This window comes from Flagellimonas nanhaiensis (assembly GCF_003382275.1).
GTDB classification, from domain to species: Bacteria; Bacteroidota; Bacteroidia; order Flavobacteriales; family Flavobacteriaceae; genus Flagellimonas; species Flagellimonas nanhaiensis.
Window position 1 is genome coordinate 147,713 of record NZ_QTJX01000001.1, and the last position, 16,534, is coordinate 164,246.

General features: G+C 41.1%; 15 protein-coding genes. 9 read left to right on the forward strand and 6 right to left on the reverse strand.

Annotation, left to right across the window (positions count from 1 at the left end):
• Positions 1–3 precede the first annotated feature (3 nt).
• Positions 4–1,515 (reverse strand): helicase HerA-like domain-containing protein, encoded by a 1,512-nt coding sequence (locus DX873_RS00740; RefSeq protein ID WP_116182625.1) that lies wholly within the window; start codon positions 1,513–1,515, stop codon positions 4–6.
• Positions 1,516–1,571: 56 nt separating this feature from the next.
• On the opposite strand from DX873_RS00740, the gene DX873_RS00745 reads away from it, so the two are divergent.
• A complete protein-coding gene (locus DX873_RS00745; protein ID WP_232520825.1) occupies positions 1,572–2,024 on the forward strand; it encodes a Rid family detoxifying hydrolase in 453 nt (150 codons plus the stop codon).
• A 36-nt stretch (positions 2,025–2,060) separates the two neighbouring features.
• Entirely contained in the window at positions 2,061–2,693 is a 633-nt protein-coding gene (locus DX873_RS00750) for a 7-carboxy-7-deazaguanine synthase QueE (protein ID WP_116182626.1), read from the forward strand.
• A 3-nt stretch (positions 2,694–2,696) separates the two neighbouring features.
• Here the strand turns inward: DX873_RS00750 and DX873_RS00755 are convergent, their stop codons facing one another.
• A complete protein-coding gene (locus DX873_RS00755) occupies positions 2,697–3,518 on the reverse strand; it encodes a hypothetical protein (protein WP_116182627.1) in 822 nt (273 codons plus the stop codon).
• Positions 3,519–3,562: 44 nt separating this feature from the next.
• Positions 3,563–4,270, reverse strand: coding sequence for a class I SAM-dependent methyltransferase (locus tag DX873_RS00760; protein WP_116182628.1), 708 nt, complete (start codon positions 4,268–4,270; stop codon positions 3,563–3,565).
• An 83-nt stretch (positions 4,271–4,353) separates the two neighbouring features.
• On the opposite strand from DX873_RS00760, the gene DX873_RS00765 reads away from it, so the two are divergent.
• Together DX873_RS00765 and DX873_RS00770 are read left to right on the forward strand one after the other, a co-directional pair.
• Positions 4,354–4,848, forward strand: a complete 495-nt coding sequence (locus DX873_RS00765; RefSeq protein WP_116182629.1) for a YkgJ family cysteine cluster protein — start codon at positions 4,354–4,356, stop codon at positions 4,846–4,848.
• A gap of 21 nt (positions 4,849–4,869) precedes the next feature.
• Complete coding sequence (locus tag DX873_RS00770) at positions 4,870–5,706, forward strand: sterol desaturase family protein (RefSeq protein ID WP_116182630.1); 837 nt, start codon at positions 4,870–4,872, stop codon at positions 5,704–5,706.
• Here DX873_RS00770 and DX873_RS00775 read toward each other — a convergent pair.
• Positions 5,697–6,920: an exo-beta-N-acetylmuramidase NamZ family protein gene (locus DX873_RS00775; RefSeq protein ID WP_116182631.1), complete on the reverse strand. Its 1,224-nt coding sequence runs from the start codon at positions 6,918–6,920 to the stop codon at positions 5,697–5,699. The two genes, DX873_RS00770 and DX873_RS00775, sit on opposite strands and share 10 nt — an antisense overlap.
• 3 nt (positions 6,921–6,923) lie before the next feature.
• Here DX873_RS00775 and DX873_RS00780 point away from each other — a divergent pair, with 3 nt between their 5' ends.
• From DX873_RS00780 to DX873_RS00790, 3 genes are all read left to right on the forward strand, one after another.
• Positions 6,924–8,165, forward strand: coding sequence for an ABC transporter permease (locus DX873_RS00780; RefSeq protein ID WP_116182632.1), 1,242 nt, complete (start codon positions 6,924–6,926; stop codon positions 8,163–8,165).
• Positions 8,166–8,244: 79 nt separating this feature from the next.
• On the forward strand, positions 8,245–9,225 hold the full coding sequence (locus DX873_RS00785) for a PLP-dependent cysteine synthase family protein (RefSeq protein ID WP_116182633.1): 981 nt from the start codon (positions 8,245–8,247) through the stop codon (positions 9,223–9,225).
• Between the two features lie 106 nt (positions 9,226–9,331).
• Complete coding sequence (locus tag DX873_RS00790; RefSeq protein WP_116182634.1) at positions 9,332–10,108, forward strand: aldose 1-epimerase; 777 nt, start codon at positions 9,332–9,334, stop codon at positions 10,106–10,108.
• Here DX873_RS00790 and DX873_RS00795 read toward each other — a convergent pair.
• Entirely contained in the window at positions 10,105–11,580 is a 1,476-nt protein-coding gene (locus DX873_RS00795; protein ID WP_116182635.1) for a helix-turn-helix domain-containing protein, read from the reverse strand. The genes DX873_RS00790 and DX873_RS00795 overlap by 4 nt on opposite strands.
• A 126-nt stretch (positions 11,581–11,706) precedes the next feature.
• Between DX873_RS00795 and aceB the strand changes: the two genes are divergently transcribed.
• Positions 11,707–13,308, forward strand: coding sequence for a malate synthase A (gene aceB, locus DX873_RS00800; RefSeq protein WP_116182636.1), 1,602 nt, complete (start codon positions 11,707–11,709; stop codon positions 13,306–13,308).
• An 85-nt stretch (positions 13,309–13,393) separates the two neighbouring features.
• A complete protein-coding gene (gene aceA / locus DX873_RS00805; RefSeq protein WP_417935319.1) occupies positions 13,394–14,671 on the forward strand; it encodes an isocitrate lyase in 1,278 nt (425 codons plus the stop codon).
• Positions 14,672–15,102: 431 nt separating this feature from the next.
• On the opposite strand, the gene DX873_RS00815 is transcribed toward aceA, so the two are convergent.
• The gene (locus DX873_RS00815; protein ID WP_116182639.1) at positions 15,103–16,464 is read right to left on the reverse strand and encodes an exonuclease domain-containing protein; all 1,362 of its coding nucleotides are present in this window, start codon (positions 16,462–16,464) and stop codon (positions 15,103–15,105) included.
• Positions 16,465–16,534 lie beyond the last annotated feature (70 nt).

The following is a 16,534-nucleotide window of genomic DNA, read 5'->3' on the forward strand; positions in this document are numbered from 1 at the left end:
AATTTATCGAATCACTTTTTTCAAAACCCCTAAAACTCCCCTTATAAAAGTGGCACTGGTCAGCACTTTTACCACTGGGTTCATTCGGGTACTTCTTCGTGTGGAGGTTCTCCTTCTTGAGGTTGTTTTCTTCTCTTTTTCTTTTTCAGCCTCTTTTTCGGCTTTTTCAATTTTCTCGTTCAAGATTTCGTAAGCACTCTCACGATCAATCTCTTCATTGTATTTTTTTACAAGCTTTGACTTGCCAATGGCCTCTTTTAGCTCGGTGTCTGTGAGGACATCCATGCGGCTCATGGGAGCTCTCAACAAAGTGGCCGCCAATGGAGTGGGTCTTCCCTTCTCATCCAAGGCAGAGATCAAAGCTTCCCCAATTCCCAACGAGGTAAGGATTTCTTTGGTTTCATAGAATTCCGAAATGGGATAGTTTTCCGCAGTTAGTTTAATAGCCTTCCTATCCTTGGCCGTGAAGGCCCGCAGTGCATGTTGGACCTTAAGTCCAAGTTGGGCCAGGACGTCATCTGGGACATCTGTCGGGTTTTGGGTAACAAAATACAGTCCAATTCCTTTAGAACGAATCAACTTTACAATACTTTCGATTTGATCCAGAAGCGCTTTGGAGGCATTATCAAAAATTAAATGCGCCTCATCAATGAAGAAAACCAATTCGGGCCTATCACTATCTCCTTGCTCAGGAAAAGTTCCATAGATTTCCGCCAGGAGGCTCAACATAAAAGTAGAAAACAGTTTAGGTCTATCCTGAATGTCGGTCAGCCTAACAATATTGATATAGCCCCGTCCCTCATCATCTATTCTTACCAGGTCATCAACTTCAAAGGATTTTTCGCCAAAGAACAGATCGGCACCTTGTTGTTCCAGTTCTATGATCTTTCTTAGAATGGTTCCTGTAGAACTCGTGGATATTCTTCCGTAGGATTCCTGAAACTCCTTTTTGCCTTCTCCGGTTGCATATTGCAATACTTTCTTAAAATCCTTCAGGTCAAGTAAAGGAAGCTTATTGTCGTCACAATATTTGAACACTACGGCAACTATCCCTTCTTGGGTAACCGTTAGGTCCAGAATACGGGAGAGTAGCACTGGTCCAAATTCAGAGACCGTGGCCCTTAGTCTTACTCCATTTTGTTCCGACAGGGATAGAATTTCTACGGGAAATCCTTTTGCTTCAAAGGGGAGGCCTATTTTTTCGTGTCTTTCGTCAATTTTTGGGTGACCTGGACTGGGTTGCGCAATTCCGCTCAAATCGCCTTTGAGGTCCATCAGCAATACTGGAATTCCTTTTTCTGAAAGGTTTTCAGCAAGCACCTGCAAGGTCTTGGTCTTACCGGTACCGGTCGCTCCGGCAATAAGCCCATGGCGATTGAGTGTTTTTAGCGGTATCTTCACTAAGGCATTGGTCACAGCTTCACCATTCAGCATACCAGCGCCAACGGTTATAAAGTCTCCTTTTGTGGTGTACCCCTTCTCAATATGTTCAAAGAATTTTTCTTTGCGGTCCATGGCGTTCAATTTCCGATAAAAATAGGGTAATTTTAGGCAAATCTAAAAACACACTTATGAAAGCTATGCAATATGTTTTTTTGTTCATTTCACTGTTTGGAGTTTCTGCGTTTGGCTATGCCCAAGAAGAAACAGAGCTTATTTTTCATGAATCCCACGAAGTGAAAAAACAAAGTGCTCCTTTTAGTGATGCCGTCCAAGCTGGAAATCTATTCTTTTTGGCAGGACAGATTGGGATGGACCATTCAACCCGTACCATGGTCGAGGGAGGCATTAAGCCAGAAACCGAGCAGGTCATCAAGAACATTGAGGCGGTTTTGGCCCATCATGGTATGAAACTGGACAATGTGGTGAAGTGTACCGTTATTTTGAGCACCATGGAGGATTTTGCTGCTTTCAACGAAGTGTATTCCAAGTATTTTACCAAAAAACCTGCGCGGACTACCTTCGCCGCTAAAGGTCTTGCCCGAAATGCCAAAGTGGAAATAGAGGTTATGGCCATACGCTGATTGCTTATTTAGTGCAAGGAGACGTATCTTTGCACAATGGTTGAAGAAAAAGAGCTGGATTTAGTAAACAGAGGCTTGATGCTTCCTTTGATGGAAGAGTTTTATACGATTCAAGGAGAAGGTTTCCATAAAGGGACAGCTGCTTATTTTATTCGTGTTGGAGGTTGTGATGTTGGTTGCCATTGGTGTGATGTCAAAGAAAGTTGGGATGCCGAAAAACATCCGCCCACTTCTATTGAAAATATTGTTTCCAATGCAGCAAAATATTCCGATACCATTGTGGTCACAGGAGGTGAACCTTTAATGTGGAACATGGAACCTTTGACCAGTGGCCTAAAGGCCAACAAACTAAAAACCCATATTGAAACTTCCGGGGCCTATCCTTTGACCGGCACATGGGATTGGGTCTGTCTTTCACCCAAGAAAACAAAGCTTCCGGTAAGTGAGGTCTATGAAGTTGCTGATGAACTCAAAGTCATTGTTTATAACAGACACGATCTTGTTTTTGCCGAAGAGCAAGCCGCTCAGGTAAATGAAAACTGTGTGCTTTATTTGCAGCCCGAATGGAGTGTTCGGGACAAGGTAATACCTTTAATAGTGGATTATGTCATGCAAAATCCAAAATGGAAGGTATCCCTTCAAACTCATAAATATTTGAATATTCCCTAAGGTTTATCTGCCTCCGTTGTTCTGAAGGTCTAAAATGCATTCTGCGTCCAGTTCTGGAACTGCAGGAGCCCCTTTTGAAGCACTGCGTTCCATCATTTTCATCATGGAACCACCAAATTGAAGCTCTGACCGCATAAGACAACCTTGAACGTTACAGTGATTATTGCCAACCTCCTGGTCGTTTTCATTAAGTTCAGTTTCCTCGTGGTCGTTAACAGGATCGGTGCCTAGGTTCACCAATCCAAACAAATGTCCAAATTCGTGATTCAATGTAGCAGTTTCAACATCCGCTAAACTAATGAGGGTACTGTTTCCAAGCAGATTTCTTATGGTTTCTTCGTAAATAATCATGGAGGTATTGCGGTAAACAGCTCCAAGGGTCACAGCGCCTTGACTTTCATCATCTTCATCTGAAGGAGCATCAGCAAAATAGATATAAATGGCCAAGGTCCTGCCATCATTGTATGCAGTTCTGTTGTCAGTTTCTAAATCTGCAATTTCATTGAGCGTCAAGGTCTCCTCGTTTGGTGAGGGAAGTTCTTGGTATATGAAGTTGATGTCCTGCTTAAAAGTGCGTTCCCTAAGGAAGTTTTCAAAGTTACTGACTGTTTCGGTAGTTGGCCTAAAACCGGCTACGTAGGCAATCTCAATCAGTAAGTCATCAAAATTGTTATTGGCAAGGATGTCGTTGGCCGACGCTCCTGTTGCAAGAAGATTTGCTGATTTGTCAACACCTCCGTTCGGTGAGGACCCTCCGTTGTCCGAAGAACACCCTAAAAGAAGGATGGTCAGAAACAAAAGCAGAAGATTATTTTTCTTTTTCATAACAACTCAATTTTAAATAAAACGCTTCGCCATGGATTCTATTATTATTTAACGGTAAGTTTAGCCAAATAGTCGTAGTGTTCACCCATTAATATCAGTTCACAGTCCAGATTATTTGCCAAACAAGCGTTTTGTAAAGTATTGTAATCAACATACAACCAAGGAAATGGACTTCCTTTTTGTCCTTTATATTCCATGGTAAACATGACTTCTCCATAGTATTGGCCATTATTTGGAATCCAGTATCCTCCGTCTTCATCCTGCTCAAACATATAGATGATATCACTGGAGTCGAGTAAAATTTGCCCATTTGGGTTTAATAGGGTGGATAGATGTTTTAAGAAAGCCCCTAGATTTTTTAAAGTTCCAGCTAGCCCAATTCCGTTCATGAGTAAAAGTATGGTGTCAAATTTGTCCTTGTCGTAGTCAAGTATGGAACAATTTTCCACAGATTTTACTCCTCGTTCCCTGCAGACTGTGGCAGCTCCGTCCGATTGATCTAAGGCGGTGATTTGAAATCCCTTTTCTTGAAGAAGCAAAGAGTGGCTGCCGGCTCCGCATCCAACATCAAGGACTTTTCCCTTGGCCATCTGCAAGGCTTTTTGCTCTAATGCTGGCATTTCTTCAAAACTTCTGAACAAGTAGGGTAGTGGAATACTGTCCTCCTCGTCCAAAGAAGAATAGGTTTTAATATCCTCTGAGTATTTTCCTTGATGGTACTCCAAAAGGGCCTTGCCCAAAACATCAGCCATAATATGGGTTTGTTTGGTACAAAGGTGTGACTTAATTTGTAGAGTAGGGTTTAATTGAGATCTCTTTTTTATGTTTGTTTCCTATGGAAGCTGAATTGCAACAATTGCCGCAGAAGGCAAAAGAAAAACATGCAGAGAACAAAAAGTTCTTCAACAAACTCAAAAAGCGCCCTCCCAAGAATTTGGATTATGTGATGCAAGAGCTGCATCAAGAAGAGTTTGAACGCACAGACTGTCTTGATTGTGCAAATTGCTGTAAAACCACAGGCCCGCTATTTACCAACTCGGACATTGAACGAATTGCCAAGCATTTTAGACTGAAACCATCCCAATTCATTGATCAATTCTTAAGAATTGATGAGGATAATGATTACGTGCTACAAACGGTGCCCTGTACTTTTTTGGGAGCGGATAACTACTGCTCTATTTATGAAGTCCGCCCCAAAGCTTGTCGAGAGTTTCCACATACAGACAGAAAGAAATTTCATCAAATCAGCAACCTGACGTTGAAAAATGTCAGTATTTGCCCGGCGGCGTATAATATTGTTGAGGCGATGAAGGCGAAAATCAAACTGTAAGGTTTTTATATCTTTAGGCACATGGAAGAGATTATTGCATATTTTGAGACCATTCCTTCATGGCACAGAAGCCTAATCTTGGTTGGAGGAATTACTTTTTTTTGGATTTTGGAGGGAATAGTTCCTCTTTTTAATGTTCCATATAAAAAATGGAGGCACTCAGTTCCCAACTTTTTCTTTACTCTAACCACTATTCTTGTCAACTTTCCTTTGGCATTTTTACTGCTGAAGACATCGGATTGGGCGGTGGCCAACAAATTTGGAATCATCAATTGGTTGCCAGAGATGCCTTTGTGGCTTTATGTGTTGCTTGGCTTATTGCTTTTGGATTTAATAGGAGCTTATATGGCACATTGGGTGGAACATAAGGTAAAACCGTTGTGGATGGTCCATTTGGTCCACCATTCTGATCATAATGTGGACACCACTACAGCCAATAGGCACCATCCTCTGGAAAGTCTGATTCGGTATTCCTTTACATTGATAGGGGTTTTTATCGTCGGAGCTCCAATCGGGATTATAATGCTCTACCAGAGTCTTTCTGTTGTGCTTTCACAATTTAACCATGCCAATATCAAATTGCCCAAAAAGGTGGATATGGCCATCAGTTTTTTGATTGTAAGCCCAGATATGCATAAAATCCACCATCATTATAAATTGCCATACACAGATTCCAATTATGGTAACATTTTTGCCATTTGGGACCGGATTTTTGGTACCTATATGATTATGGACCGGGAGAAAATTGTTTATGGGGTGGATACCTTTCCTGATGAAAAGGAAAACAGCAGTATCAAAGGTCTGCTAAAGCAACCATTTCATAAATATAGAAGGCCTACTACTGACGGTCAATCGTAGATTAAATACTTTTCTCTGATCTTCCTAAAGGTTTCCAGCTCTTCTTGCCAGGTAGCCTTTATCTCTTGTTCTGAAAGACCAGCTTCTATCTGTTTCTGTAATAATGGTGTGCCGGCATGTTTGGTAAAGCCACTTGTGATAAAGAATTTCGATTTGTCCACGGAGTTTTGGTAAGCATCAATCACCCATTTCAAGGAAACTTCTTGCATTCGTTGGGTTTGGGATAAGTCATTGCCAAAACATGTTTTACCTTCTTCTTTCGGGTATTTGGAGCCAAAATTAGGTTCGGGAATATATTGAAAGTCATATTTTGTGCTGTCCATAAAAGAAGCTCCGTAGCGCTGAAACTGAAATTCCGTACCCCGCCCAGCATTGACATTGGTTCCTTCAAAAAGGCCTAAACTGGGGTACAGGGTAATGGAAGCATCATTGGGCAGGTTAGGGGATGGTCGTATGGGTAGATGATATTCGGATTGATGGGTGTAATTTTTCAGGGGAATCACTTTTAAATCAACTTCCTTTCTTCCTTCTAACCATTTTTCTCCATTGAGCATTTTGGCGTATTCCCCAATAGTCATCCCGTAAACCAACGGAATCGGATTCATGCCTAAAAAACTGACGTGTTCTTTTAGCATGGTTGGTCCGTCTATATAGTGTCCGTTGGGGTTAGGGCGATCTAGCACTACAATAGGAATTCCTTTTTCAGCACAGGCTTCCATTACCAATTGCAATGTGGCAATGTAAGTATAGAACCTGACCCCAACATCTTGAATGTCAAATACCACAATATCCAAGCCATCCAATTGTTCTTGAGAGGGTTTCCTGTTTTTTCCATAAAGGGATGTAATGGGCAAGCCTGTTTGCGCATCCATCCCATCTTTTACATGTTCTCCCGCATCTGCTTTGCCCCTAAACCCATGTTCCGGAGCAAAAACCTTTTTAATGGTTACTTCCAGGGATAACAGGGAATCTATTAAATGTGTATGTCCATTTTCATAAAAAATAACACTGGTCTGGTTGGCAACCACACCAACCTTTTTGTTTAGGAGCAAAGGAAGGTAGGCTTCGGTATTGTTGGCGGCCACCTCAATTTTGGCCACGTTGTTTTCACTATGTTGGAGTTTGTGTTCCTGTTTTTTTTGTTGTCCCTTACAGGATGAAAAAAACAAAACCAACAATAAAACTGTACTTTTGAAAATAGATAAAATGGGCATTCGTTGAATTTAGAATTGTTTATTGCCAAACGCCTGATAACAGGGAAGGAACATAAAATTAGTATTTCCGCTCCTATAATAAAAATTGCCATTGCAGCAATCGCCATTGGTGTGGTCATGATGCTCATTGCCCTGGCCACAGGAGTGGGTCTAAAAAGAAAAATAAGGGAAAAAGTTGCTGCTTTCAACGGCCATATTCAAATTTCCAACTACGATAACAACAACTCAGAAGTTTCGGTTTCCCCCATTGATCTTAATCAGGATTTTTATCCGGAATTCAGTGATGTAGAGGGTGTGGCGCATGTACAGGCCGTGGCCACCAAGGGTGGTATTATCCGCACAGAGGATACATTTGAGGGGATGCTGGCCAAAGGAGTGGGCAAAGATTATGACTGGTCCGTCTTTAGTGAATACATTTTGGAAGGGAGGTTGCCTGATTATTCTGGAAAGCTTAATGAAGAAGTACTGATTTCCAAAATGATGGCTAATCGGTTGCAATTAAAGGTCGATGATTCTTTTTTCTCGTTTTTTCTGAAAGATGGCGATGCCTCGAAAGTGCCCAACAATAGAAAATTCAAAATCGTAGGCATTTACGATAGCGGTTTTGAGGAATTTGATGCTACCTATGTTTTTGTCGACATCCGTCATATTCAGCGGATGAATAAATGGGACCAAAACCAAATAGGAAACTTTGAGGTCTTTCTGGAGAATTTTGACCAATTGGAGGAAAAGAGCAATGAAATTTATGGCAAGACCATATCAAGCTTGGACACCCAAAATATAAAAACCAAATACTATAGAATTTTTGAATGGATCGGGCTGTTCGATTTCAATATAGCACTCATCATTGGTATAATGATTATTGTTGGGGGAATCAACATGATCACGGCCCTGTTGGTCCTGATTTTGGAAAGAACTCAAATGATAGGTGTATTAAAAGCCCTTGGTTCGGCAAACTGGAGCATTCGGAAGGTCTTTTTGTACAATGCCACCTATTTGATTGGAGTTGGCCTGCTTTGGGGGAATGTGTTGGGGCTGGGGCTGTTATACCTTCAAAACCAATTTAGGATTTTTAAGTTTCCCAATCCTGAGGAATATTATATTGACTACATCCCGGTTTATATTGATGTTCCAACCGTAGTCTTGCTCAACTTGGGGGTAATGGCGCTCTGTCTTTTAATGCTTTTGCTGCCTTCACACATTATCACCAAAATAACACCTGTAAAAGCCATCAGGTTTGAATAACAATGTTGAAAAGGATGAAAGGAATTTTATCTTTTGTTGACATACTCACCTGAATCAAAAAATTATCTTTGCCACCATTATGGAGTACGCAAAAAATATTTTGGGGACTATAGGAAATACCCCTTTGGTCAAAATCAATAAACTAACTGCTGAATTACCTTGTTTGGTGTTGGCCAAGTACGAGACGTTTAATCCAGGAAACTCCGTAAAGGATAGAATGGCACTGCAAATGGTTGAGGATGCTGAGGCCTCGGGACTGCTTAAACCTGGAGGTACAATTATAGAAGGAACATCAGGAAACACGGGTATGGGATTGGCCCTTGCTGCAGTAGTAAAGGGTTATCGAATGGTCTGCGTGATAAGTGATAAACAGTCAAAGGAAAAAGTGGACATTTTGAAAGCAATGGGCAGTGAGGTGTACGTATGTCCAACCGATGTGGCCCCAGACGACCCAAGGAGTTATTACTCAACAGCAAAAAGACTATCTACGGAGATTCCCAATTCGTGGTATGTTAACCAATATGATAACCCCAGCAATACCAAGGCCCATTATTTGACAACTGGCCCAGAGATTTGGAAACAAACTGACGGTAAGGTCACCCATTTTGTAGTTGGAGTTGGAACAGGCGGAACTATCTCGGGAGTTGGTAGTTACCTAAAAGAACAAAACCCAAATATTAAAGTATGGGGTATTGACACCTATGGCTCCGTGTTCAAAAAATACCATGAAACAGGAGTTTTTGACGAAAATGAAATCTATCCCTATATCACTGAGGGTATAGGCGAGGATATACTTCCCGAAAATGTAAATTTCAAGGTCATTGACGGATTTACCAAGGTCACTGATAAAGATGCCGCTGTTTATACCCAACGTCTCGCCAAGGAAGAAGGAATGTTTTTGGGCAATTCTGCGGGAGCTGCCATTAAAGGACTCTTGCAACTCAAAGAACATTTCACAAAAGATGATGTGGTAGTGGTGCTCTTCCATGATCATGGAAGTAGATATGTAGGTAAAATGTTTAACGACGATTGGATGCGGGAGAAAGGATTTATCGACTAAAAATTGATAAATTCAGGATTAAACTTTCCGGAATTTAAAAGATTGTTGAATTCGTCGAAAAAGTAACAGAAGGGCGTTTTGACAAGTAAACTATCAACACAAAATCATGGTTGAACTTAAAAGCGGAAACTCAAAAGTAGGGATAGACCAAGGGGAATTGGTCAGTTTTGTCGTAGAGGGACATGAATATATCCATCAAAAAGGGAGTCCAGGTTGGCGAAGCTCCGATACAGAAATGTTTCCGATCATAGGTCCGGTAGACCAAGCGGGTTTCAGGGTCAATGTTCCAAATGGAGAGGCAATTCAAGATCAGCATGGGTTGTTACGTGAACTGGAGTATGTGTTGCTAGAAAGTACTGAAAGCACAGCGCAATTTCAAAAGGAGTACAAGGCAGGAACTTCGATCAAGAATTCCAAGTTTCCTGAAAAATCAGATAAGCAATGGTTGACATGGCCTTACTCATTCATCTTTCAGAAGTCATTTGAACTTAAAGATAATCGCTTGACCATCAGTTTCAAGATAACTGGTGAGCGGGATATGCCCTTCATGTTAGGGTACCATCCAGCATTTAAGATTCATACCAATGACTCCAGAATCATAACGGATGACAAGGATTTTTCCCTAGATGAGGTTTTGGCAGTTGGAAGTAGGGCACTTCAGGTTGCCGATTGCACTTCCATTGTTTTAAAAGATAAAAAAGAAATCCAAATTGATACCGAGGGATTCGGACATTTCATGTGTTGGACAGAGGTTAGAAATATGGTTTGTATTGAACCCATTTCATTTTATCCTTACTCGGTAGAACAACAAAACCTGCATGAAGGGTTTCAGCTTTTAGAAGATGAAGCAAATTTTGAGGTTACGCTCACCGCTAAGATTTAGCTGAACTTTTGCTTCAATTCTTCGACCGCATGAGCGGTTTTTCTATTTTTTTCATCTTGACTTAGAATGGCAGCAGGTGCCATACGTTCCGCACAATCTTTTATAGGGCAACGCTGGCAGGTTACGCCAACATCATAGGTTTTTATGCTTGGATCGTTTAGGAACTGTACTTTTTTTCGTAGCTGATTGTTGATGAGCAGTCCGATTCCAACGCTTCGATAGACATCTTTTTTGAAGGGATCCTTAGTGGCAGAGGCAAATATCAAATACGATAGATCATCATTGGGGTAATGCGATATTTGGATTTCCATATGATGTTCTCCTCCAGAGCGCTCTATTTCTTGCAATACCCGAATGGAGGCCCATCTCCTACAATACTTTTCGTTGGTCTCGTTACCGTGAGGAGAGTGTTGATGGGTAAGATGAAGTTCCTTGGTAATATCAAAACGCTGTGATCCTTTTTGATGCGCAAACCGAAGAAAAAACAGATTTTCTAGCTGGTAATCGGCCGGAAGAATGTTGGTAAGCCTTTGGTAAAGAGATTCTGGAGAAGCATTGAAACGCTTGGTCATCCTGGCCAAAAAAGTCTTGTCAAATTTTGGTTTGGCCAAGAAGCGGTCCAAATAGCCTTTAAGAAGTTCTCGTGGAATCACCAAGGCGCCAGCAAAGTACGAGGCAGAAAGATTGTTGAATACTTGATCAAAATTTTCAAACTTGATCCAGGTAAAGGTGTAGAGTCGCTCTGAAATGGAAAGGTAGTTGTAGGCAATTTCCTTTGCATAGATGAAAGTGCGTTGCGCTTCGTCCACATGATCAGCCACTAAAAGGGTCTTGGTTTTGGGCACAAAGATGGAACGTAGGTTGTCTAATTCCCTATAGGTAATAAGGTCTTCATTGTTTATGGTGTAGCCATACTCCTCAATCAAAATCTCTTCCAGCTCTACGGAAGAAACCGATTTATTCAGATTTATCTGGTATGCTTTGGCAAAATTCAAAACCTCGGTCTCTAGATCAGGAAAGAAGTTTTGGTTGGCCTCCTGATAGGATCGTAGCGCTGCAAGGTAAAAGCTCTCTTTGCCAAAATCATAGTGTTTGGCTATTTCAATTATGGTGCTGATAAAGGCGTTCACCTTGGTAGGGGCGTTGGCTACAATATCAATGAGGTCACTTTCCTTGATTCCGAACAAGTTGAGGGGGAGTTCCTTTAAGATGTTGGATTGCAACAACTCACCAACAGGAGCCAAGTTCTTGTCCAGTTTTAATGAGACCAGATTGTCATAGGGGACCTCTAGCTTGTCTGCAAGGAGTGCAATCTTATCCGTTTTTGGATACTTTTTCCCCTTTTCAATTTCGTTCAGGTATGATTTTGATAGCCCGGTAAGCTTGGAAAGCCCGAACAGGGACAGCTTTTTTTTGCTTCGTACCTGCTTCAGCTTCAGCCCAAAAATCAATTTGATGTATTCTTCTTCCATTTTTCGCAACCAAAGATAGGATATTTTGCGAATTCAATAAAAATAGCGTACATAATCAAATTAGCGAACGTTCGCTTGTTTTTTCAAAAAGTTTGATCTATCATTGTTTGCACAAATCAGTTAGTCATGGAAAATACATTGATCACACCAACAGATTTACAATTCTCGAAAACAGTGACCAACTACTATCCGGAATTATTGACGGATGGTGCTTTGGAATTTTTGGTTGAACTGCACAAAAAGTTTGATAGGGAGCGATTACAGTTGTTACAGGAACGTATTCAGCAACAAATGCGATTTGATGAAGGTGTTCTGCCACAATTCCCACCAGAAACTGCCCAGACCAGAATGGCAGATTGGACGGTCAAACATATTCCACTGGATCTTCAGGATAGAAGAGTGGAAATTACCGGTCCGGTAGAACGAAAGATGGTAATCAATGCATTGAATTCAGGAGCGAAAACTTTTATGGCCGATTTTGAGGACAGTAATTCACCAACATGGGATAACTGCCTTCAAGGGCAACAAAACCTCATCGATGCAAATGCAAGAACCATTTCTTTTTATGATAGTAAAAAAGACAAATCATACAGTTTAAAGAATGAAGTGGCTGTGTTATTGGTAAGGCCACGGGGACTTCATTTAAATGAACGCCATGTTTTGATCAATGGAGAGGAAGCTTCGGGCAGTCTGTTTGATTTTGCACTTTATGTATACCACAATACCAGGACCTTGATGGCTCGAGGTTCGGCACCTTACTTTTATCTCCCCAAATTGGAGCACTATTTAGAGGCGAGATGGTGGGATGAGGTGTTCTCTTTTGCTGAGGAATATTTAAACGTTCCCGTAGGAACTTTCAAGGCTACGGTTTTGATCGAAACCATTACCGCCAGTTTTCAACTGGACGAAATCATCTATGAACTCAAAAATCATATCGTAGGCTTAAACTGTGGACGTTGGGACTATATTTTTTCATACATCAAAAAATTTAGGAATCATCCAGAATTCATATTGCCAGATAGAGATCAAGTCACTATGACGGTTCACTTCATGGATGCATATTCCAAGTTGGTCATAGAGAGGTGCCATAAACGTCATATCCATGCCATGGGAGGTATGGCGGCACAAATCCCAATAAAGGACAATCCAGCTGCCAACGAAGCAGCTTTGGAAAAAGTTAGACTTGATAAAGAGCGGGAAGTGAAGAATGGCCATGACGGCACCTGGGTTGCACACCCTGGTCTTGTCAAGATTGCCATGGAGGAGTTTGACAAACATATGCCAGAGGCCAATCAAATTTATGTAACTGGAAGACATGGTGAAATATCTGAAGCCGATTTGATTGCCAGTCCAAACGGGTCCATTACGGAAACGGGTATAAGAAAGAACATAAATGTGGGGATTTTGTATTTGGAATCCTGGCTCAAGGGAAATGGCTGTGTGGCCCTATATAATTTGATGGAAGATGCTGCTACGGCGGAGATTTCTCGCACACAAATATGGCAGTGGAGAAAATTTAGGGTCCAGTTGGACGATGGCAGGAAGTTTACTGACGAATTGTATACCCAAATATTTAATGAAGAAGTGGAAAAAATAACCCATTTGGTCGGGGAGGCCAATTTGGTCAACACCAAATTTGAACAAGCCTTTGAATTATTTGATCATTTGGTAAGGGCAAGGGAGTTTGAAGAATTCCTGACCTTAAAAGCCTATCAGGAAATAGCATAGACTATTCAATTATAGCACAAAAACAAAATCCCATGAATGGGCGAACATTACATGGGATCTTAATTCAAATTCGAAATTTAAAATTATGGAAAAAAAGCAAAAGATTCAAGCGTTGCTGACAGATTGGACGGTAAATCCAAGATGGAAAGGCGTAGAAAGGCCATATACGGCAGAGGAGGTAATCACACTTAGGGGATCCTATGATATAGATTACACCATTGCCAAAATAGGGGCCGAAAAGCTTTGGAAAAAACTTAACGAGCAGGATTTTGTTGCCGGTTTGGGTGCCTTAACGGGCAATCAAGCCATCCAAGAGGTAGAGGCTGGTCTGGAAGCTATTTATTTAAGTGGATGGCAAGTGGCAGCAGATGCAAATTTGGCCGGAGAGATGTACCCCGATCAATCACTATATCCTGCCAACAGTGTACCCATGGTGGTTAAAAGAATCAATAATGCCCTGCTGAGAGCCGATCAAATACAGGTTGTGAACAAAGCAGCTAACAAAAAGGACTACCTGGTTCCCATTGTAGCCGATGCTGAGGCCGGATTTGGAGGTAACTTGAATGCTTTCGAGCTTATGAAATCCATGATTGAAAGTGGGGCAGCAGGCGTACACTTTGAGGATCAGTTGAGCTCTGCCAAAAAATGCGGACACCTGGGTGGTAAAGTATTGGTACCTACACAGGAGGCCATCAACAAACTTATCGCGGCTAGATTGGCAGCAGATGTCATGGGCGTACCCACCGTCATTATCGCCAGAACGGACGCTGATGCGGCCAACCTTTTGACCAGTGATATTGATGAGCGAGATCATAAATTCATTACTGGGGAACGCTCACCAGAAGGCTTTTTCTATGTAAAAAACGGATTGGAACAAGGAATAGACCGCGGATTGAGCTATGCTCCCTTTGCAGATTTGCTATGGTTGGAGACCTCTACCCCTGATTTGGAGCAAGCTAGGAAATTCGCAGAAGGAATCCATGCCAAATTCCCTAATAAAATGTTGGCTTATAACTGTTCGCCATCATTCAATTGGGCGGCAAAACTGAGCATAGAAGAAATGGAGACCTTTAGGGAGGAACTTGCTGCCATGGGCTATAAGTTCCAGTTTATCACCCTTGCGGGGTTCCATGCCTTGAACACAAGTATGTTTGAACTGAGCAAATCTTACAAAGAGCGCGGAATGGCAGGTTATTCTGAACTTCAGCAAAGAGAATTTGCCTTACAGGAATCTGGATTCAAAGCGGTTAAACACCAAGGTTTTGTTGGAACCACATATTTTGATAGCGTCCAGAATATAGTAACCTCGGGAACAGCTAGTACAGTTGCTATGAAAGGAAGTACGGAGACATCTCAATTTTGATGTTTATTCTCGACAGTTGGTTGGTAAATGCCCCATTTTTGGGGCATTTGTTTTTTATATCACAAAAAAGTTAAAAAAATCTTAAAAAACGTTACAGGATTCACCCTATTAACTTTTAACTTAGACTGAGTGGTTTTTAGAATACTAGTAAATGTTTAAGCGTTTTATTGAGAAAATTGGGATCATGAATTTCATCATGATTCTGGTTGTACTATCCATAATCATTGTTTCCGAGATGATGTTTCTCAACGGGAAAAAATTGGAAGCAATTTTTATAGCGTTATGGGCGCCCACCATATTGGGCTTTATGAATTACTTTAAACACAAGGAATAATGGATTTTATTTTGATTTATTCCCTTATTGTGGCCGTTATCTTTATTATATGGTTCATTTTCATTGTAAGGATGTACAATAAAATAAAGTGATGTAATTACAGTAAAAAGGACTCTACCTTAGGCATCATGGACTGAATGATCCGTTCTGTTTCCAAGGTGTTTTTTTGGGGAATGAGATGAGCTTCAATATCTTCCAGTGTGGAAACCTCAATCTCTTGGTCTATGAATCCATAGCCTTTATATACCCCTTCTTCGATAAGAACAACCGCACTTTCATTGGAGTCCCTTCCTTTTTCCTTGATAACCCGAATTTCAGACTCCAGACTTTTCATATGATTGATGGCATCCCAAACCTTTTGGTTGTATACATCCACTGGTTCAGAAGATGTACAGATTCCTTCACAGGATTTGATTTCATGATGGGAACAAGCTCCATGGGTCTGTTGCAAGTGACAATACTTGGGGCATAGCGCAAAATTTTTGCACATTTCTTCTAGATAGGCCCTGCAATCGGTTTGATTGTAAAATACTTTAATGGGATTGGGGATACCCTTTAGGGTATTATAGGCCAGATGTACAATTCCGTTTCGGTCTTCGTACTGAAAGATGGCGTATTGCCTTATTGTTCGTTTTTGTGCCCTATTGTATAAAGGAAAATGTTTTTTGATTTCTGCTGATTCCATTAACAACGCCACAAGTTCACTTCCGGATAGCGTAAAATCAATATCAGCCGTTTCCTGGCACAACTGTATTTCCTTTGAGCTTTTGTCATAAAAATGACCCAGCACCCTTTTTTTAAGATTGATGGCCTTGCCGACATATATAATCTCCCCTTTTTGGTTTTTAAAATAATAAATACCAGGTTTTGGTGGAATGGCATCAAAAACGGACTTAGGTAAATGTGGGGGTAGGGTGGCCTCTTGACTCCGTGCATTCAAAAATTTCTGAAATACAGGTTCTGAGTCAGGCGTATTTAACAACTTTTGAAACAAAATTGTTGTAGCATGGGCATCACCTCCAGCTCGGTGTCTATCCTTTAACGGAATTCCCACAGAAGAACACAATTTTCCCAAGCTATAGGAGTGAAGTCCTGGAATCAATTTTCGAGATAACCGAACAGTGCAGAGCTTTTTTCGAATAAAATCCACACCAATTTGTCTAAACTCTTCCTTGATCACTCCGTAATCAAAGTTCACTGCATGTGCCACAAAAATGCATCCATCTGTGATGGACAAAATATCCTCTGCAATTTCCGTAAAGGTCGGGGCATCCTGTACCATTTGATCGTCAATGCCCGTAAGTCCTGTTATAAAATATGGAATTGGACATTGCGGATTGACCAAGGTATTGTACTCCTCGATAATCTCCTGACCATCATGCTTATAAATGGCAATTTCGGTAATCTTGTTCCCCTTTATGCCGTTTCCTGTGGTCTCTATGTCGATGATAGTGTACAAATCGAAAAAAAATGGACCTTGAAATTAGGGATATTGTGAAAAGATGACAAATTTTGGTTTTACTTAAAAT